The sequence below is a fragment of the Bacteroidota bacterium genome, from assembly GCA_005882315.1.
Lineage (GTDB): Bacteria > Bacteroidota > Bacteroidia > Chitinophagales > Chitinophagaceae > VBAR01.
This window is the reverse complement of sequence record VBAR01000001.1, coordinates 570,937-591,933: the sequence shown is the minus strand read 5'-3', so window position 1 is coordinate 591,933 and position 20,997 is coordinate 570,937. Positions and strand designations below refer to the sequence as shown.

At 39.5% G+C, this 20,997-nt stretch carries 15 protein-coding genes; 9 read left to right on the top strand and 6 right to left on the bottom strand.

The window, feature by feature from the left end; translation table 11 throughout:
- Positions 1 to 2: 2 nt before the first annotated feature.
- The 6 genes from E6H07_02365 to cobA all read left to right on the top strand — a co-directional run bounded on the left by E6H07_02365 (position 3) and on the right by cobA (position 5,075).
- The gene (locus E6H07_02365; GenBank protein ID TMI64781.1) at positions 3 to 410 is read left to right on the top strand and encodes an Rrf2 family transcriptional regulator; all 408 of its coding nucleotides are present in this window, start codon (positions 3 to 5) and stop codon (positions 408 to 410) included.
- A gap of 104 nt (positions 411 to 514) precedes the next feature.
- The gene (locus E6H07_02360; GenBank protein TMI64780.1) at positions 515 to 1,150 is read left to right on the top strand and encodes a peroxiredoxin; all 636 of its coding nucleotides are present in this window, start codon (positions 515 to 517) and stop codon (positions 1,148 to 1,150) included.
- Between the two features lie 44 nt (positions 1,151 to 1,194).
- Positions 1,195 to 1,923 carry a phosphoadenylyl-sulfate reductase gene (locus tag E6H07_02355; protein ID TMI64779.1) on the top strand — a complete coding sequence of 243 codons (729 nt, stop codon included), beginning with the start codon at positions 1,195 to 1,197 and terminating at the stop codon, positions 1,921 to 1,923.
- Positions 1,924 to 1,968: 45 nt separating this feature from the next.
- Complete coding sequence (cysD, locus tag E6H07_02350; protein TMI64778.1) at positions 1,969 to 2,877, top strand: sulfate adenylyltransferase subunit CysD; 909 nt, start codon at positions 1,969 to 1,971, stop codon at positions 2,875 to 2,877.
- A 156-nt stretch (positions 2,878 to 3,033) separates the two neighbouring features.
- On the top strand, positions 3,034 to 4,275 hold the full coding sequence (locus E6H07_02345; protein ID TMI64777.1) for a sulfate adenylyltransferase: 1,242 nt from the start codon (positions 3,034 to 3,036) through the stop codon (positions 4,273 to 4,275).
- Positions 4,276 to 4,283: 8 nt separating this feature from the next.
- Positions 4,284 to 5,075: a uroporphyrinogen-III C-methyltransferase gene (gene cobA / locus E6H07_02340; protein ID TMI64776.1), complete on the top strand. Its 792-nt coding sequence runs from the start codon at positions 4,284 to 4,286 to the stop codon at positions 5,073 to 5,075.
- A gap of 12 nt (positions 5,076 to 5,087) precedes the next feature.
- Here cobA and E6H07_02335 read toward each other — a convergent pair whose 3' ends face one another.
- The 3 genes from E6H07_02335 to E6H07_02325 are packed head-to-tail and all read right to left on the bottom strand — an operon-like array spanning position 5,088 to position 8,144.
- Positions 5,088 to 6,404 (bottom strand): DNA mismatch repair protein MutS, encoded by a 1,317-nt coding sequence (locus tag E6H07_02335; protein ID TMI64775.1) that lies wholly within the window; start codon positions 6,402 to 6,404, stop codon positions 5,088 to 5,090.
- 1 nt (position 6,405) lies between these two features.
- Entirely contained in the window at positions 6,406 to 6,798 is a 393-nt protein-coding gene (locus E6H07_02330) for a hypothetical protein (GenBank protein ID TMI64774.1), read from the bottom strand.
- A gap of 2 nt (positions 6,799 to 6,800) precedes the next feature.
- The gene (locus tag E6H07_02325) at positions 6,801 to 8,144 is read right to left on the bottom strand and encodes a dihydroorotase (protein ID TMI64773.1); all 1,344 of its coding nucleotides are present in this window, start codon (positions 8,142 to 8,144) and stop codon (positions 6,801 to 6,803) included.
- A 30-nt stretch (positions 8,145 to 8,174) separates the two neighbouring features.
- Between E6H07_02325 and E6H07_02320 the strand changes: the two genes are divergently transcribed.
- Positions 8,175 to 9,848 (top strand): hypothetical protein, encoded by a 1,674-nt coding sequence (locus tag E6H07_02320; GenBank protein ID TMI64772.1) that lies wholly within the window; start codon positions 8,175 to 8,177, stop codon positions 9,846 to 9,848.
- A gap of 211 nt (positions 9,849 to 10,059) precedes the next feature.
- Here E6H07_02320 and E6H07_02315 read toward each other — a convergent pair whose 3' ends face one another.
- Positions 10,060 to 10,689 (bottom strand): PorT family protein, encoded by a 630-nt coding sequence (locus E6H07_02315; protein ID TMI66445.1) that lies wholly within the window; start codon positions 10,687 to 10,689, stop codon positions 10,060 to 10,062.
- 95 nt (positions 10,690 to 10,784) lie between these two features.
- Complete coding sequence (gene ubiE / locus E6H07_02310) at positions 10,785 to 11,534, bottom strand: bifunctional demethylmenaquinone methyltransferase/2-methoxy-6-polyprenyl-1,4-benzoquinol methylase UbiE (protein TMI64771.1); 750 nt, start codon at positions 11,532 to 11,534, stop codon at positions 10,785 to 10,787.
- A gap of 157 nt (positions 11,535 to 11,691) precedes the next feature.
- On the opposite strand from ubiE, the gene E6H07_02305 reads away from it, so the two are divergent.
- Positions 11,692 to 12,417 (top strand): DUF2807 domain-containing protein, encoded by a 726-nt coding sequence (locus tag E6H07_02305; protein TMI64770.1) that lies wholly within the window; start codon positions 11,692 to 11,694, stop codon positions 12,415 to 12,417.
- Between the two features lie 252 nt (positions 12,418 to 12,669).
- Here E6H07_02305 and pbpC read toward each other — a convergent pair whose 3' ends face one another.
- On the bottom strand, positions 12,670 to 14,997 hold the full coding sequence (gene pbpC / locus E6H07_02300; GenBank protein ID TMI64769.1) for a penicillin-binding protein 1C: 2,328 nt from the start codon (positions 14,995 to 14,997) through the stop codon (positions 12,670 to 12,672).
- Between the two features lie 402 nt (positions 14,998 to 15,399).
- Between pbpC and E6H07_02295 the strand changes: the two genes are divergently transcribed.
- Positions 15,400 to 20,820: an alpha-2-macroglobulin family protein gene (locus tag E6H07_02295; GenBank protein TMI64768.1), complete on the top strand. Its 5,421-nt coding sequence runs from the start codon at positions 15,400 to 15,402 to the stop codon at positions 20,818 to 20,820.
- Positions 20,821 to 20,997: the final 177 nt, after the last annotated feature.

The window sequence follows — 20,997 nt, the reverse complement described above, 5'->3', positions numbered from 1 at the left end:
ATATGTTATCTAAAAAAACGCAATACGCATTCAGGGCATTAACCCATCTTGTTGAGAATTACAACAAAGGGCCCGTGCTTATTTCAGAGATCTCAAGAAAGAAAAAAATACCGTTAAAGTTCCTTGAGAACATTTTGCTTGAATTAAAAAAAGAGGGAATTTTAGAAAGCAAGAAAGGTAAAGGCGGCGGTTATTATCTTATCCATAATCCTTCTAAAGTGCCAGTGGCCCGCATCATCCGAGTAGTGGATGGTCCGATTGCCATGTTGCCCTGTGTGAGTCTTTACTTTTATGAAAAGTGTAAGAACTGTGATGAGAAACATTGTGGCCTTCACGACGTTATGATCGATGTACGGGACGCACAACTGGCTATTCTGGAAAAAAGAACATTACAGGACCTTGTTCCCTGATCACGGGTCAAACACATGTTTGTGGTTTCTTTGTAAATTAAAGTCTATAATCTTGGTAGGGTAGTGATACCTGCCTATTTTTGTAACCAATAAATCAAACTTTTATGTCACTCCGTTTAGGGGACGCCGCTCCCAACTTTAAAGCGCAAACAACAGAAGGAGAAATTGATTTTTATGAATACCTGGGTGATGGCTGGGGCATTCTTTTTTCCCATCCTGCCGATTACACACCTGTATGTACGACGGAACTGGGCAAAACAGCTTTGTTGAAAGAAGAATTTGCAAAACGTCATACCAAAGTGCTGGCTGTAAGTGTTGATCCGCTGGATAAACATCTTCTCTGGCGCAACGATATTAATGAAACACAAGAATGCTTAGTTGATTTTCCGATCATCGCTGATGAAGACAGGAATGTTTCTACACTGTATGATATGATCCATCCAAACGTATCACAAACAGTAACGGTTCGTTCATTGTTTATCGTGGGTCCGGATAAAAAAATTAAACTGATCATTACCTACCCGCAGACAACAGGCCGTAATTTTTATGAAGTACTGCGTGTATTGGAATCATTGCAATTGACAGCTGGTTATAGCGTTGCTACACCTGCTGACTGGAAGCATGGAGAAGATGTGATCGTTGCATTATCCGTAACAACAGAAGATGCACAAAAGAAATTCCAGAAAGGAGTGAAGATCGTAAAACCTTACCTGCGTTATACACCGCAGCCGGATCTATAAACTAAGCCGATTGCTCTGCCAGCAAACGAAAAATGAGTTTATACATGAATGAATTAGTGAACGAGTTACAAAATGAGCTGAAGGGAAAGGAGATTGCGGAGCAATTGCGCATGCTCACAGATCGTTTTCCCGGTGAGGTTATATTTTCCACCAGTTTTGGTTTGGAAGACCAGGCGATTACTTATTTCATCACTTCTGGAAAAGTTCCTGTTAAAGTGTTTACACTTGATACTGGAAGGGTCTTTACAGAAACATACAGTACCTGGAGTAGGACTGTTGAAAAATATAACCTCATAATTTCTGCTTATTATCCTGAAGCTTCACCGCTCCAGGATTTTATTTCAGCAAAGGGTCCGAATTCATTTTATGAATCAGTAGAGAACAGGAAACAGTGTTGTCATATTCGTAAAGTGGAACCATTGCAAAGAGCTTTGAAAGGAAATAAGATTTGGATCACAGGTATCCGTGCTGAGCAAAGTAATAACCGGCATGATATGCCGTTGATCGAATGGGATGAAGTAAACCAGATCATTAAATTTCATCCTTTGTTAAGCTGGACATGGGGACAGGTAAAACAGTTTGTGAGCAGGAATGATATTCCTTACAACCCGTTACATGATAAAGGATTTGTAAGTATTGGTTGTGCTCCTTGTACAAGAGCTATCAAGCCCGGTGAAGATTTTCGTGCCGGTCGCTGGTGGTGGGAGGATAATAGTAAAAAGGAATGTGGTTTACATGTGCATACAGAGGCTGAAAGCAAAATAGTTAAGTAAAAAAATTTATAGGAGAAACCTACTAAATAAGTAGACAATACGAATATGAGTCAATATCATCTCAATTATCTTGAACAACTGGAATCGGAAAGCATTCACATTTTTCGTGAAGTGGCTGCACAATTTGAAAAACCTGCATTGCTTTTCAGTGGCGGCAAAGATTCAATTACTATGGTTCACCTCGCAGTTAAAGCATTTGCACCGGGTAAGATCCCATTTCCTTTAGTCCATATTGATACGGGCCATAATTTTCCTGAAGCATTAGAGTTTCGTGACTGGCTGACTAATAAAGTTGGAGCCACATTAGTTGTGAGAAAAGTTGAGGACACTATCAAACAAAGAAGCCTCACTGAGCCAAAAGGAAAATTTCCCAGCCGCAACTGGCTGCAGACCTATACACTGCTCGATACGATCGAGGAGTTCAAATTTGATTGTTGCATCGGTGGTGCAAGAAGAGATGAAGAAAAAGCAAGAGCTAAAGAAAGAATTTTTTCAGTAAGAGATGAGTTTGGTCAATGGAACCCCAAACTGCAACGTCCTGAACTCTGGAATATTTATAATGGTAGAATTCATAAAGGAGAAAACGTGAGAGTATTCCCGATCAGTAACTGGACTGAGCTGGATATCTGGAACTATATTCGAACTGAAAATATTGACTTGCCCAATATCTATTTTGCGCATGAAAGAAAAGTAATTGAGCATGAAGGGCAGTTAGTGGCAATGAGTGAATATGTACAGCCTGCAGAGAATGATGTAGTACTTACAAAGAAAGTACGTTATCGTACCGTAGGTGATATGACTTGCACGGCTGCAGTGGAATCAAATGCCGCCACATTGGATGAAGTGATCAATGAGATCATTTCAACAAGAATAAGTGAAAGAGGTGAAACAAGAATTGATGATAAGGTAACAGAAGCAGCGATGGAAGACAGGAAGAAGAATGGATACTTTTAAACACCCCCTGTCCCCCTAAAGGGGAGACTTAGGTCGGTGTGTTTTATATTTTAGATGAATTCAATAAATGCAAAAGATATTTTCAAATTACTTAGTCTATCTAATCGGGAAAGACTAATACAAATCAAGTTCCCCCTTTAGGGGGACAGGGGGTTTATGGATCTATTGAGATTTATAACGGCAGGCAGTGTTGATGATGGCAAAAGCACATTAATTGGTCGTTTGCTGTACGATAGCAAGAATATTCTTATTGATCAAATGGAAGCCCTGGAAAAATCAACTAAGAATAAAGAGAACGGAGAAGTTGATCTGGCATTACTTACCGACGGCCTTCGTGCAGAAAGAGAACAGGGCATCACGATCGATGTGGCATATCGTTATTTCAGCACTCCCAAAAGAAAATTCATAATCGCTGATGCGCCTGGCCATGTGCAGTATACCCGTAACATGATCACAGGTGCATCGAATGCCAGTCTCATTATTATTTTAATTGATGCAAGACAAGGGGTAGTTGAACAAACCCGTCGTCATTCTATTATTGCATCGCTGCTAAAAATCCCTCATGTAGTAGTAGCAGTAAATAAAATGGACCTGGTAGAATATTCGCAGGATGTGTTTAACAATATTGTGATTGACTACAGTGAAGTGGCAAAACAATTAGGATTAAAAGATGTTACTTATATTCCCATCAGTGCATTGGATGGAGATAATATCGTTGACAGATCAACACATATCAACTGGTACAAAGGGAAACCGCTGCTTGAATTTTTGGAAGATGTAAAACTAGACAGTGATATTAATCTTACAAATCCAAGGTTCCAGGTACAGTTTGTTATTCGTCCACAAACAGATGATCTGCATGATTACCGCGGTTATGCCGGTAAAGTGATCAGTGGTATTTATAAAAAAGGTGATAAAGTAAAAGTCTTACCGCAGGATATTGAAACTACCATTGCTTCCGTAGAAGTAGCAGGTAAAGAAGTTTCAGCAATTTTTGCTCCACAATCTGCGGTTATTCAATTGGCAGATGATATTGATATCAGTCGTGGTGATTCAATTGTAAAAGTTGATAATGTTCCGCAAGTAAACAATGAACTCGAAGTATTGCTCTGTTGGCTGGACGATAAGCCGCTTATTTCCGGCAACAAGTATTTATTGCAGCATAATAGCCGCCAGGTAAGGGCTATTGTAAGAAATGTAGAATACAAGCTGGACGTAAACAGCCTGCAACGTCAGCCGGTAGAGGGAAATGTAAAATTGAATGAAGTAGTGAAAGCGACCATCAAAACTGCATCGCCATTAGTTTATGACGGATATGAAACACTGAATGAAAATGGCAGTGCTATATTAATTGATGAAACAAGTAACAGTACAGTCGCTGCTGTTCTAATAAAATAAAAATAATAATGTCTCAGATAGAAAATATAGGAAAAGTAACACTTGCCGGCGCTGGCCCCGGCGATGCAGAGTTAATTACTTTGAAGTTGCAAAAGCGTTTAGCGGCTGCAGATGTAATTATTACAGATCGGTTGGTAAACCCGGATATCATTGCTGCTCATGCACGGAAAGATGCAGAAGTGTTATTAGCCGGTAAACAAGGTTATAACGATAACTCTTTTTCCCAGGAAGAAGTAACCGCATTGATTGTTGAATATGCAGAGCAGGGAAAAAATGTATTGCGGCTGAAAGGTGGGGATGTGGCTTTCTTTAGTAATGTACTGGATGAACTAGAAGCATTAGCAGAAAAAAATATTCCTTTTGAGATTATTCCCGGCATCACTGCAGCATCCGGTGCATCGGCATATACTGGCATTCCGCTTACAGCAAGAGGCTATTCGCAGGGTGTGCAGTTTCTTACATTTAATCCTACAAGTCATTACAGTCCCGATTCATGGAGACAAATTGCTCTTTCATCTGATACACTTGTTTTTTATATGGCGGCAAAAAATATTACAGACCTTGCTGAGTTATTGTTGCGCTATACCCGCAAACCATTCACACCGCTTGCTATTATTGAACAAGCAACAACTATTCATCAACAGGTACATATTACTACATTAAAAAATTGTGCTATTGATTTTGCAGGTAAACAATTCAGTTCTCCATCATTGGTTATTATTGGTGATGTAGTTAAACTGAATGAACAATTTAACTGGTATCAAACTGAAGAAAGCGGATCTGTGTTCAAAGAATTATAGGGATGATGAGGGTCATAATTTTTCCAGCATATCCACTACTTTCTCTCTTTTTAGAATTACATAGCCGATACGATCGTTACTGACGCCTTCACGCAACTGGTAGCTGAATTCAAGCTGGTCATTAGTGATCGTTGTTTCAAAATAGCGGAAGCTGATATTGGGATATTGCTTCAACTCCTCACCAATTTCATAAAGATGAGTGGAAAGTATAAAGAGTGAGTTTTTGATCTTTATTAGTCCTTTAATAACAGCCAGCGAACATTTCATCGCATCCTGCACATTGGTTCCTTTAAACAGCTCATCAATCAAAACCAGCCATTTTTTACCATTGTTGATTTTCTCCACTGTATTTTTTACCCGCTGCACTTCGTTATAAAAATAGCTTTCGCCTTTAGCGATGTTATCTGTTACATTAATATTACTAAGCAATCCATCAAATACAGTAAGCCGCATGCCTGCTGCGGGGACAGCCATTCCAATATGAGCCAGGAAAACAGCCGAACCGACAGCTTTTATTAATGTACTCTTACCTGCCATGTTTGCACCTGTAAGAAAAAGAAAATTATGTTCAGGATTCATCTGCAGATCATAAGCAATCGGTTTTTGAATCAATAAATGATACAAACCTTTTGCATCCACCATCGAGGTTTCCTGCTCAACAAATTCAGGAAATGAGAGATGATAAGTTTTAACAGCCATCGCCATCGAATACCATGCATCAAGACGGTTGAAAACATCAATCAGGTCAAGTGTCTTTACTTTATACTGGCCACGCAGGTAATGTGAAAAGTATAAGTTTTGAGAGGGAGAAAATTTCTCAAACTTTTTTGTTTCGGCTAATTCAGCCAATGCAGGTTCCCGCAATGCCCCGGCAATACGGTCAGTATACAAACGGATGCTGGCAGGCAATTCAAGTCCTTCGAGCAAGTCAGCAATATTTTTTATACCACGATAGAAATCTGCAAAATGCCCAACGGCAAACTTTGCCATTTTATAATCTTCATTATGCAACCATGTATAAATAGTACTATTAAATGTATTTGGTCTTTCCGGTACAGGATCGAGTGAGTAATCCAAAAATTTATGCATCATCAGGATGGTGCCGTTGGTAATATCAGTGGGCCATTCATTCACATGTTCCATCAGTGTACGGATGATGCGTTGTGTACCCATGATCCTATTTACATCATCAAATGGTTCGCTGAAGAATTTCTTCAGCCAGAGCCGACCACCTTCTGTTTTAGTAAAATTGAGTTTATGAAAAATAGAGAACTCCTCTTCTTCGTGGAAGATCGATATATCGTTAAATGAGATTTTGTCGATTTGCATATCAGGCCGCTAAATTATCTAATACTTTAATAAACAAATAAAAGCCACTGACTAAAATGGCACATGACAGCAATAAGCCACCGGGATGCTTTCTATATTTTCGGATAAAAGCAAGAAGTGAGACAATAAGTAGCGAAAGAAGCATAGGCCAGCAAGCTTTGAACACATCTTCATTGAATTTTTTTCCACGGAATATTTCTTCAACCATCAGTAGTGTAAATAAAATAAATGCCCAAATAGCCAGTAACCAATAAGCATAGCCCGACAGGTTTCTCAATTTGGTTACATCCTGGTTTTTTGAATTTTTGAATAAAAACACTATAAGCATTACTATGCCGGCACAAACAAGCACCGCGGGGGCCAGGTAAGTATATTCCATGTAGTCGTGAAGCATGTCTATCTGTTAAAAGCCAATCTATGCCCTTTTTTTGATTCATCAATTTTTCCATCTGCATATACAGGGTGTCCATTGACGAACGTATGAGTTATAGATACAGGAAACTCAAAATTCTCTAAAGGACTCCAGCCGCATTTGTATAAAATATTTTCCTTTGAAACTTTATGAGGTTTATTCAGATCAACCAGTACCAGGTCGGCGTGATAACCTTCGCGGATATAGCCCCGTTCAGCAATTTGAAAACAATCTGCCACAGCATGACTCATTTTAGAAACAATTTTCTCCAGTGAAATTTTTCCTTGCTTATAGTAATGTAGCATAATCAGCAACGGATGCTGAACAAGCGGCAAGCCAGCATGTGCATGTTCATAGGGTGGTTCTTTTTCTGAAAGCAAATGAGGGGCGTGATCAGTGGCAATCACATCTAACCTGTCATCCAGCAATCCTTTCCATAATCCTTCTTTATTATGTTCAGCTTTGATAGCAGGATTACATTTTATTTTATAGCCGAGACGTTCGTAATCATCAGCAGTAAAATGCAAATGATGCACACAAACCTCCGATGTAATTCTTTTTTCTTTTAGCGGAAGCATATTGCTGAATAACTGTAATTCTTTCTCGGTACTGATATGCAGTATATGTAAACGGGTATTATATTTTTTAGCGATCTGTATAGCTAAAAAAGAGCTTTCAAAACAACCCTCTTCATTTCTGATCAACGGATGATCAGCGGCGGTTAATTCTCCTTTTTCTTTTTTCAGCCTTTCATAATTGCTTTTAATGATACGTTCATCTTCACAATGTGTAGCAATCAGCATTTCGCTTTCACGGAAAACTTTATCCAGCGTCATTAAATTATCGACCAGCATATTTCCGGTGCTGGCACCCATAAAGATCTTTACACCGCATACATCTTTTTTCCGCTTATTCATCTTCAGCACTTCATCTGCATTATTATTGCTGGTACCCATGAAAAAAGAATAATTTGCCAGTGAAGTTTGCTCAGCAATATTGTATTTATCCTCCAGTAGTTCTTCTGTTAATGCATTGGGTACAGTGTTTGGCATTTCCATAAAACTGGTAACCCCACCAGCAACTGCTGCTTTCGCTTCCGTATAAATTGTTGCTTTATGTGTAAGACCCGGCTCACGAAAATGCACCTGGTCATCGATACAACCTGGCAGTAAATATTTCCCTTCTGCATTTATTTCAATTGCATTTTTGTCATTTAGTGTAATTAGTGGCGCAACTTTCTCAATGCGTCCGTTACTTATCAACACATCTGCATTTTTAATACTGCCTTCATTAACTACCAAAGCCGATTTAATCAAATATTTTTCCATATTTTGTCGCCGATATCTAATACCTGACCCATGCAATTTAAGAAAACCATTCTAAGGTTAATCCTGTTTGTTTTACCCTTTCAGAGTTTTGCTCAAACTACTTTTCTCAACCCCGGGGATAAAGCAAATATTTTGCTGGAACGGTTGGAAATAAAACTGCAAAAGGATTCTGCGTTCAATTTTTCAAAAATAAAACCATTTAGCCGCCGCAGTGTAGTTTCAGCAGTTAACCTTTCCGGTAAAACAATTGCGACAAATAAAGTAGATGCCTATAATCTCAATAGCCTTTTACTGAACAATATTGAATGGACCGGTAACCAGCCAGGGTTTAAAAGCAAAAAACCAATTGGAAAAAATTTTTACCAGACACCCGCCAATCTTTATGAAGTACATGTGAAGGATTTTGATCTGATATTAAACCCGGTTATTCAATTCACTTACGGCAAGGAGAGTGATTATGACCAAAGTCTTTTCCTTAATTCAAGAGGATTAACACTGCGGGGTAAGATTGCTAATAAGATCGGGTTCTATACTTACCTGACCGATAACCAGGAAAGAGTACCCAGCTACGCACAGCAATGGACCAGCGAAAGAAAAGCAGTTCCGGGTAACGGTTATTATAAACCTTTTAAAACTGATGGCTTTGACTATTTTGAAGCAAGAGGTTATTTTACATTCGGCGCAACAAAATATATCGACATTAGCTTTGGGTATGATAAAAATTTTATCGGTAATGGATATCGCAGCCTGATGCTGAGTGATTTTTCCAGTAATATGTTATTCTTAAAACTGAATACCCGGATATGGAAGATCAATTACCAGAACATATTTGCCGAATTGCAGAATGCCCATGTACCGGGAGGCGATAAATTAATTCCAAAAAAATACGCTGCCATTCATCATCTTGATATTGCGATCACCAAATGGCTGAATATGGGTTTGTATGAGGCGGTAATATTCGGTCGCCAGGACCATTTTGAATTTGGGTATCTCAATCCTATCATATTTTATCGCTCAATTGAACAGCAAAGCGGAAGCTATGATAATGCTATTGCCGGTATTGATTTTAAAGCGAACGTGGCAAAGAAATTCCAGTTTTATAACCAGATCGTAATCGATGAATTTGTCCTGGATGAAGTAAAAAAGAACGACGGCTGGTGGGGCAATAAATGGGCTATTCAGCTTGGCGCAAAATATATTGATGCTTTCAATATAAAAAACCTTGACTTACAGGTAGAGCACAACCGTGTCCGCCCGTTCACTTATTCGCATCGTGATTCGGTTGCTAATCTTACTCATTATAATCAACCACTGGCACATCCATTGGGAGCCAACTTCAGTGAATGGATAGGTATTGCCCGGTATCAGCCTGCACCTAAATGGCTGATAAATGCAAAACTGATTTATTATATGCAGGGTCGTGATTCCAATACCACAGTAAGCTATGGCAGTAATATTTTTTACCCGAACACACCACCGCTTCGTACGATGGATTATGGTTATGAAATAGGCGAGGGCTGGAAAACAAATGTATTTTATGGCTCTTTGCTTCTGCAATATGAACTAAAAGAGAATCTCTTTATTGAGCTGAATGCATTATACCGTAAGCAGGATACTGAAACAGCACCCATCACTTCAAAAAATACAACTGCAGTTTCAATCGGTGTAAGGTGGAATATGCACAGAAGGGAGTTTGATTATTAACCCCAAACCCCCTGAAGGGGGCTTGCTGTAACACAGCCCTCTCTTTTCGAAATTGTTGAATAGTATCATTACAGTATAAGAGTGCGACGCAACAAAAGTTGACAGTAGCAATGTCGCTGGTAACAAAAATAAAACCTAACTTTTTTGAGAATGTATGATTGTATAAAGAGTCTTCGATCTAAGTCACCCCTTTAGGGGGACAGGGGGTGACTTACCCTTCCAGATGAATTGTAAACATGATCATCCTTGATTGTATGCGATCAAAGACTGAGGAATATTTTAAAGCAGGATCGCGGCTGTGAATATTGCCGAGACCATTGCTGATCTTTATTTCAGGAGAAAAAATAAAACTCTGCATAAAAAAATTGAAGCCTATTCCAGCTTCAATACCGTAATCTTTACTCTTGATCTTTACCAGGTCTTCGGCACGTTTGGCTCTTGCATTACTCGCCATATCAATATCCGCTTTTACACCTCCAAACATGTATACACGAAAATTGCCAATGCGATCACTTTGAAATTTTATATGAACCGGGAAAGACATAATTACGGATTCAACTTTTTTTGTTACTTCAGTTCCGTCATTAATATCCGGGTATTTTAATTTGTAATAAATGCTGCGTTCAGTAAAAATAAGCTGGGGATTGAAGCGTAGTTGAAAACGGTTGCTCAATCTTGCAGTAGCCGCAAGCCCCAAACCAAAACCCGGACTATTGATAGGGTCAGCTACATACACACTATCATCCTCTAAAAACTTTGGATGTTTTTCTGTATGAAATTTTGCTGAGTTACCTGCGAGAGTGATGCCAAAATAATAAGGCTTGTAATCATGATCTGCCATGTACCAATCTGAGCTATACTCGAGGTATTTCTGGGCAAAAATTTTATGCGAAGGAAAAATAAATGCTGAAAGCAAAATCAATCCCTGTAACACAATCATTTTTTTCTTCCTGTGTAGATGCAACATATTCCTAGGCTTAGCGGTTTAAACGAGGTATCGGAAAATCCTGATTTATTTAAAATATTTACAAACTCCTGTCTTTCCGGAAAAGCCTTGGCCGACTCACATAAATAATCATATGCTTCTTTATTCTGGCTCACCCAACCGGCCATTTTTGGCGCTACAATTTTCATGTACAAATTGTAGAGCGACTTCATTCCCCAGGTTTTTGGTTTTGAAAATTCAAGTACGACTAATTGTGCCCCCGGTTTCAGTACACGATAAATTTCTGTAAGTCCTTTTTCAAGGTTTTCAAAGTTACGGACACCGAAGGCTACCATACCGCCATCAAACGAATCCGGAGCGAAGTTTATTGCCTCAGAATCACCTATTTGTAAGCGAATTTTATTGCTAAGTCCTTCTTTTTCAATTTTCTTTTTTCCCAGCTCCAGCATTTGTACAGAAATATCAATTCCCTCAATTTTATCAGGGTTCAGGATCCGGCAGGCAAGAATTGCCATATCACCCGTGCCGGTCGCAATATCGAGTATCGTTTTGGGGTTGTCGGGCTTGAGTTTTTTGATCGCTTTTTTGCGCCAGCCCACATCAATGCCGGCCGACAAAAAGCGGTTCATAAAATCGTATTTCGGGGCAATACGGTCAAACATTTCAGCCACTTGTACCTTCTTATTTTTACTGGAATCTTTGTAGGGGATAATATGGTCGTGAGGCAGTTTTTCAGACATGGCCGCAAAGGTAGGAACTGTTAGGTGAAAGGTGAAACGGCAAACGGTGTCAGATCTTTCGCATTTCACGTTTCATTGAAAGATATCTGTAACCTCATAACAATCCCGATCGTCATATCAAAATAAAATTCACCTTTGGTGGCTTAAACCATAACTCATGAGAAATATTTTAGCAACAATTGCAGTTTTAACTTTTACCTTATCATCCTGCCATAGCTGGTTTGGCGAACATATCGATGGCAATGGCAACATAACAAAAGAGAATCGATCGGTTTCCGGCTTCAACGGTATTGATGTAAGCGGCGGCATTGATGTAATCGTAAGACAGGATTCAACTGAATCTGTAAAAGTGGAGATAGATGCGAACTTGCAGGAGTACATTATAACAAAAGTGGAAAACGGCGTGCTGGAAATTCACCAGGTTAATAATACCAACCTCAATGCTTCCAGCGGAATTAAAGTATATGTAAGCGGAAAAAATTTCAAAAGCTTTGAAGCAAGCGGGGCCTGCGATATTATTGGCGAAAATAAAATTGAAAATACAAGTGAGATCAGTTTTCATGCTACCGGCGCAAGTAAAATTGAGTTGGATCTGAAAGCTCCAAAAATATCCGGCGATCTTACCGGGGCATCTGATCTGAGATTGGCAGGGGAAACAAAAGATCTTTACATTAATGCAAGCGGCGCATCAAATGCAAGATGTTTTGAGCTAATGACTGAAAATGCAGATGTAGATCTTAGCGGTGCCAGTACTGCTGATGTATTTGCAAGTGTAAGTGTAAAAGGAGAAGCAACAGGGGCATCGAATGTTACCTATAAAGGCAGTGCCTCCTCAGTGGTAGTAAGTACTTCCGGTGCCGGTTCGGTGAATAAGACGAATTAAAAACATTAGAAAATAATTTAGATCCTCGCTTCGGCGAGGATTTTTTTTGTTCTTCAACAAAAGCGGCTTAGCCAACTCATCAGTGTCTTGTCATGTCGAACCGGTAAGTTTTGAAGTCTTTGATTTTAATGAATGGTAGGTGAGACATCTCAAACACTAACAGGTCTGAGATGTCTCACCTCTTATTTCTTTATTTCGAATGTTAAATCAAGAAGCCGGCTCGACATGACAAGACTCGTGTAGGAAGAAGTTCTATAGATTCACAAACTTCACCGTGATCTTGATGTTCCTATTTCTTCCTTTATCATCCGTACAGGAAATTTTCACAGGCCCTTCAGTGGGGACAAAGAATTGTTTTTCTCCCGGATGAGCTGCTTTAAAAAATTTATCATCGATATACCAGTACACTTTGCTTACATCGGCTGCTGCTTTGCAGGTAAGCAGTAAAGGTTCAGGTATCTTTTTGCTGATCAGATATTCTGAACCATTGACAGGGAAAGTAATATTAGGCGCATTGCCTTTAAATATCACTTCACAGTTTTCGTTATGCGGCGGAATTTTTTCATAACTCATTCCGTTCTCCGAAAAATAAGCCTGCATCTCCGGCTCAGTGATCTTCATCAGTTTCTTTTTGTATCCTGTCTCAGGTACACAGCTTTTGCAATAGGAAGTTTTTTCATCGGCGCTTAATAATACTTCCTGCCTGTTGCTGCACTGTTTTGTAGAAGAGATAAGCGGAATGAATTCATCAAGTATCATATTCTTACAATTAGAACCAGGCACTAAACCAGTTTCACTGCAAACCATTCTTTGTTCGCAATCTTTCGGCAGTGTAAACCATTCTTCATCACTGTCATAATCTATTGTATTAAAAATTTTGAAAAGCAAGGGTGTTGCTATTTCAGCGCCACTTAGATCAGCTACACCTACACCGCTGAAGTTTCCACACCAGACGCCGACCGTATAATTTTTATTAAAGCCGATACTCCACGCATCACGACGACCATAACTTGTTCCGGTTTTCCAAGCGATCTTCGGCATTTTCTCTGTTGCACTCCAGCTCAATGGAAAATCCGGCCTGTTTACTTTCGAAAGAATTTCATCGATCATATAGGCTGCGGCATCACTTACAATATTTATTTTTTTATGTAGCGTATCATTCATTGAGTAAGAAGGAGAGATATATGTTCCGTTGCTTGCAAAAGAAGAAAACAAACCTGTCATTTCTTCAAGTGTTGCGCCGCAGCCACCCAGTATCATTGATAAACCCAGCTTCTGCTGATCCCTTTTTATTTGTTTAAAATCACAAGCTGCCAATTTTTGTATCAGCCTGTCATGACCAAGTTGCTGTAAACTTTTTACTGCAGGAATATTTAATGAATGTTCCAGAGCATACTCAACAGTTACATAGCCGTTGAATTTCTGATCATAGTTTTCCGGTGCATAACCCAGGTAGTTTACCGGTACGTCTGTTATCATCATTTTGGGTGTAAGCAGGCCTTCATCAAAACACATTGCATACAATAAAGGTTTTAATGTGCTTCCCGGTTGGCGGATAGCGTTGGCGCCATTTACCTGTCCACCATCTGTTGTATCAGTAAATGATGATGAACCCACATAGCTGATCACATTATGCGTTTTGTTATCAATAATTATTACAGCAGCATTTTTAATATTGCGCAATTTTAGTGAACGGGTGTAATCTTCTACCAGCTTTTCAGTTTTCAATTGGGTATTAAGATCAATATGTGTTTTAATAAAATGGCCACCTTGCTTTTTCAGTTTATAAGATAAATGCTGAGCATAATGTGGCACTGTATTCCTTGTAGCTGTTAACGGTTCGGCCAGCGCATCTTCAATTTCTTTCTCCGTAAATACTTTATCAGCAGCAAATTTTTTCAACCAACGGTTTCTTTCTTCTATGATCAGGTCATTATTCTTTCCCATCACCAGCGATGAAGGCCGGTTTGGAATAATGCTTAATGCTGTTATTTCTGCCAGCGAAAGATGATCAGGATTCTTATTAAAATAAAGTAACGAAGCAGATTTTACCCCTTCAATATTTCCACCATAAGGAACAAGGTTTAAGTAGAGTTGCAGGATCTCTTTTTTACTATACTTCAGTTCCAGTTGAAAGGCTCTGAACATTTCCCGGGTCTTGCTCCAGATATTTCTTTTACCCGGCTCCAACGCCCTTGCCACCTGCATAGTAATGGTGCTGGCGCCGCTGGTACGTTTCATCCTGAAAATATTTTTAAAGAATGCCCGGCCAACAGCAACCGGGTTTACACCGGGATGAGAGTAGAAGTATTTGTCTTCTTTGGCAATGATCGTTTTCTGCAACAGTGGCGAAATTTCATCCAGCTCGGTTTTCATTCTCCATTTCTGGTCTTTGGTCAGGTAAGCATTTATGAGTTCGCCTTTATTATCGGTGATCATGGTTGAGTACTCAACCTTATCAGGTAACGGGAATATCCAGTTAAGTAAAAAGAACAGAACGATCAATGAGAGAATGGCAATCCCTAATCGTTTAAAAAAACGTTTTACTGATTGCCTGGTTATTTTAATTCGCAACTTCATATTTCACGCAAAGACGCTAAGATTTAAAACCAAGTCGCAAAGATTAGAACCCTTGGCGTCTTTGCCAACTTTGCTTGACTGTGTGAAATTAATTACAGAAGCTATTAGTGAAACAGGAACAGCTACAAACTTTCATTACTTAACAAATCTTTATTCATTAAAATTTGCAAACCGTATTCCCTTCATACTATCTTTCATATCAAATTCCCCACAATCAGTATGGATTGCTCAGACCCGTCGAAGCCAACAAGAGACATTCCCCCCTAACGTTCCAACGATAGCATTTTTATTTTTATATGAGTTTACTCATGTGAAAAAGAATCAATCCCGCCCCGGCGGGACTTGATGGATTTTGCCTAACTTAAATTTTATTCCACTACCAAATCTTTTAATCAACAGTATATGCGTATCAAACCTGTCTTAGTTCTGATTGCTATCGGAACTATTTTTTTGTCTTCCTGTAAAAAGAACGGCGTTAATCTTGAATATACCAATGCTAAAGGTGAAGTGCCGACCCTGGGCAACCTTGTTTTCCGTTTCAGCAAAGCATTGATCCCGGATTCTTTGCTGAACCAGTGGGACTCTACAGACTATGTTTCTTTTGAACCTAAAATTTCCGGTAAGTTTCGTTGGGAGAGCAGCGATCAGCTTGTATTTTCTCCATCTTCTCCATTATTACCTGCGACAACTTATAAAGCAAAAGTAAAAAATACTGTATTACATTTTAGTAAATACAATTCAGTAACTAGTGCAGATAAGATAAATTTTCATACACCACAGCTTACATTAGATAATTCGCAGGTAATGTGGGTGCCGCTGGATGATGGCGGTAAAAAAGCTGTACCACAAGTTGATCTGTTCTTTAACTATCGTGTAAACCCGGCCGATATAAAAGACAAACTCAAAATTGAACTGGAAGGAAAGAAAGCTGACTATACATTAGTAACTCAATCTCCGGATAATAAGATCTCCATCCGTTTTGCAGATTTTAAGTCCGAAGACAAAGATTATGATGCAAAGCTTACAATTGAAAAAGGATTGAAACCAGAAGTGGGAAATGATGCAACTGTCGAACCTATTGTTTCCAATTTTTTAATTCCTTCGGCCTTTAATCTTTCAGTTCAGAATATGCAGGCTGAACATGATGGGGTAGAAGGCACAGTTACTATTATTACCAGTCAGCAGGTAGTAAATGAAGATCTGAAATCATTTATCAAATTCGAACCGGCTATAGCATTTACAACCGAGATCACTGATAACGGGTTTATCATTCGAAGTGAAAAATTCGATGTGGAGAAAAGCTATGCACTAACGATTGAAAAAAACCTTCGTGGCCGTATTGGCGGTGTATTAAAAGAGGAGTATGATGGTAGTGTTGCATTCGGAGAACTCGAGTCGAATGTCAAATTCACCAACAACAAAGGTGTTTATCTTTCTAAAAAAGGAGGAAAGAATATTGAAGTGCAGATAACGAATACAACAAAAGTTAAATTGGTCATTTCAAAGATCTATGAGAATAACTTGCTGATGGCAGAACGTTATGGTTATTCGCCAAATGAAAACTCTGGATATAGTTATTCAAGTTATGATGGAGGTGATGATGGAGAAGATTATGATAGTTATGGAAATGACGTGCAACTCGGCGATGTGATCTTCTCAAAAGAGATCGATACACGATCATTAAAGAAATCAGGTGGCGGACGTTTGCTGAATTTATCCGAATATGAAGATCGCCTCCAGGACTTCAAGGGTATCTATCATATTTCCATCCGCAGTACTGAAGATTACTGGGTACGTGACAGTCGCTTTATTTCTTTATCCGACCTGGGAATGATCGCCAGGGAAGGACAGGATAAAGTAATGGTATTTGTAAACTCCATTAAAAGTGCTGGTGCAGTAAATGGAGTGAACATCACTTTGTATTCTAATAATAACCAGTTGATCGGCTCCGGTTCTACCAACAGCGATGGTGTTGCAGAGATCGCTTACACAAAAAAGGATTTCAGTGGTTTTAAGCCAGCAATGCTGATCGCAAAAACAGAAGATGATTTTAACTACCTGCCGTTTAATAATACAAGAGTAAACACATCAAGATTTGAAGTAGGAGGTAAAAGAAATAATTCTTCAGGCCTCGATGCATTCATTTATGCCGAAAGAGATATCTATCGTCCGGGTGAAAAAATAAATTTTGCGGTGGTTATCCGTGACCGGCAATGGAACAGTCCCGGCGATATTCCTGTCAAAATGAAATTCCTGATGCCGAATGGTAAGGAATTGAAAACATTCAGAAAGGGTTTGAATGATGAGGGTTCTGCCGAAGGCAATATTGAAATTTCCAATTCAGCTATTACCGGTAGTTATACATTGGAAGTATATACATCCAATGATGTATTGCTGGGAACAAAGAATTTTTCTGTTGAAGAATTTGTACCCGATCGTATTCGTGTAAATGCAAAACTGGATAAAGAGAAACTGTTGGCAGGAGAATCAACCAATCTTTCCATCAATGCTATGAACTTTTTTGGTCCGCCTGCTGCTAACCGCAACTATGAACTGGAGATACAAGTGAGACAAAAATATTTTGATCCTGAAAAATTCGAGGATTATAATTTTTCCATGGCCAATCAAACCACAACATTTGACAATGATACAAGACAGGGTAAAACAGATGACCAGGGAAATGCGACGGAGAAATTTGAATTCGAAGACGCCTATGCAAATAAAGGTTTGCTCGAAGCAAAATTTTATACAACTGTATTTGATGAGACTGGCCGCCCAGTAAGCCGTGTTTCTTCACTGGATATTTATACGCAGAATGTTTTTCTCGGGGTGAAGTACGATTGGTTTTATTATTATCCCTTAAACCAACCGGTAAAATTCGAACTCGCTGCGGTAAATAAAGATGGTAATGGTGTAAATGCCAAAGCAAGAGTAGAAGTGATAAAACATGAATACAGGACATCGCTTGAAAAAAGCGGTAGCTATTTCCGCTATGTAAGTTCGGTGGATGATAAGATGATGATCGAAACAGAGATCAATGTTGACAAAACAAAAGAATATACCTATGTACCCCGTACTCCGGGAAATTATGAAGTTCGATTCTACAATCCCGGCAGTAACAATTATATAAAACGCAGCTTTTATAGTTATGGTAATTGGGGTTGGGGTATTACTAATTCTTCTTTTGAAGTAAGCAATGAAGGCAATGTTGAAATATCAATTGATAAAAAATCATACTACACCGGCGAAACAGTAGAGGCTTTATTGAAATCACCTTTCAATGGCCGTATGCTGGTAACAATGGAAACAGATCATGTGATCTCTTATCAATATGTAAATGTTGAAAGCAGAACAGCAACTGTTCGTTTGCCATTAAAAGGCGAACATGTGCCAAACGTTTATATAACCGCAACATTAATTAAGCCACATGAGCAATCCGATATTCCCCTGACAGTTGCACATGGATACAAGAATATAAAAGTGGAAGAAAAGAGTCGTAAGATCCCGGTAGAGATCGCGGCTGCAAAAAATGTACGCAGCAAAACACACCAGAAAGTAAAAGTAAAAGCAGCTCCGGGCAGTTATGTTTCATTATCGGCTGTTGATAATGGTGTATTGCAGATAAGCGGTTTTGAAACGCCAGACCCTTACAATTATTTTTACCAGAAAAAAGCATTGCAGGTAATGTCTTATGATCTTTATCCTTTGCTGTTCCCTGAACTGCGTGCAAAAATGAGTAGTACCGGTGGTGATGGTGAATCGGAGATGGATAAAAGAGTAAACCCTATGTCTGCTAAAAGAGTGAAAGTAGTAAGCTACTGGAGTGGCTTGCAAAAAGCTAACGGCAGTGGTGAAGCAAATTTTGAATTTGATGTGCCACAGTTTAGCGGCGAACTGCGCCTGATGGCTGTAAGTTATAAAGGACAAAATTTTGGAAGCGGGGAAAACACGATGACAGTTGCTGACCCGATCGTTATCAGTACAGCATTACCAAGATTCTTAAGCCCCGCCGATACAGTAACGGTTCCAGTAACAATGAGTAACACTACACAGAAAGCAGCAAGTGTTACTGCAAGTATTACTCTTGATGGGCCAATGAAAGTTGTTGGCAGTAACAAACAAGCTGTTTCGGTAAATCCAAAAAGCGAAGGCATTGCATTATTTCAGGTAGTAGCGGATCCAACTGTTGCAGTAGGTAAAGTAAATATTGCAGTAACAGGTTTAGGCGAAACCTTCCGCGATGTAACAGAAATTTCTGTTCGTCCGCCATCAACATTACAAAAAGTTACAGGCAGTGGTTCGGTTACAGGCGGCAGTTCAAAAACGATAAGCATCGGCCTAAGTGATTTTATGCCAACCAGTGTAAGTTATAACCTGGTAGTAAGTCGTTCACCAGCATTGGAACTCGGTGATCATCTTCGCTATCTTGTTACCTATCCGTATGGTTGCACCGAGCAAACTGTATCTGCTGCATTCCCGCAATTGTATTATGGCGATATGGCCGACCTGATGCAACTGAATAAGCAGAATAAGCTGAATGCAAACACAAACATTCTCGAAGCGATACGTAAAATAAAAATGCGTCAACTATACAATGGCGCTGTTACACTTTGGGATGGTGAGGGAAAAGAAGACTGGTGGGCCACGATCTATGCAGCGCATTTTTTAATTGAAGCAAAAAAGGCTGGGTTTGATTATGATGAAAGTTTATTACAAACTATGCTCAGTTATATCAGTAACAAATTAAAGAACCGGGAAACGATAATTTATTATTACAATCGTAACCAGAATAAAAAGATTGCGCCGAAAGAAGTGGCTTATGGATTATATGTACTGGCTCTCGCTGGCAAAACAAATGTGCCGGCAATGAATTATTACAAAGCCAATCAGAGCTTGCTTGCATTGGATAGCCGTTATTTATTATCAGCAGCGTATGCAACAGCAGGGGATAAAAAATCTTTTAATGCAATGTTGCCTGCTGCATTTGCAGGTGAAGAATCCGTTGCGCAGACAGGCGGCAGTTATTATTCTGATGTAAGGGATGAAGCGATAGCATTGAATTCATTGATAGATGCAGACCCCGGCAATGCACAGATCGGTATAATGGCGCAGCATGTAAGTCAGAAATTAAAAACACGATACTGGCTCAGCACACAGGAACGGGCCTTTGCATTTTTGGCATTAGGTAAACTGGCACGCAAAGCAAATACAGCTGATGCAACAGCAGAAATTAAAGTGAATGGAAAAACAATTGCAAAAGTAGATGGTGGGCAGTGGCGCGGCGATGCAGCAGCGCTGAAAGGAACCAATATTGAAATAGCAACAAAAGGCAAGGGGCAACTCTATTATTTCTGGCAGGCTGAAGGCATCAGTACAAGTGGTGCATACAAAGAAGAAGACAGTTACCTGAAAGTGCGGAAACGTTTTTACTCCCGCAATGGTGGGCCGCTGCCGGGTACTACGTTCAAACAAAATGATCTCATCATTATCGGCATCACACTGGAACGTTCATTCAATACTTCGGTAGAGAATGTAGTGATCACCGATCTGTTACCGGCGGGTTTTGAAATTGAGAACCCCCGCACCAAAGAGATACCGGGTATGGATTGGATAAAAGACGGCATGACGCCAACTGCGCTGGATGTTCGTGACGATCGTATTCATTTCTTTGTTGATCTGCATAATAACAAGCAAACTTATTATTACGCTGTTCGTGCCGTATCACCCGGAACGTATAAGATGGGGCCTGTAAGCGCCGATGCCATGTATAACGGAGAATATCATTCGTACAATGGGGCAGGGGTGATTAGAGTGACGAGGTAGTAGAGTGCCGCCCTGAGCGGAGTGTCAGGCTGAGCTTGTCGAAGCCTTGTTGAAGAGTTATTATAAAAGCCGGTAGTTATTTTTGATTACCAGCTTTTATATTTCTATTAAGCGTCTGTTGTGTCACTCACTTGTACGTTCAGTAATTCTATTCGGCAACCATCAAACATTCTCCTT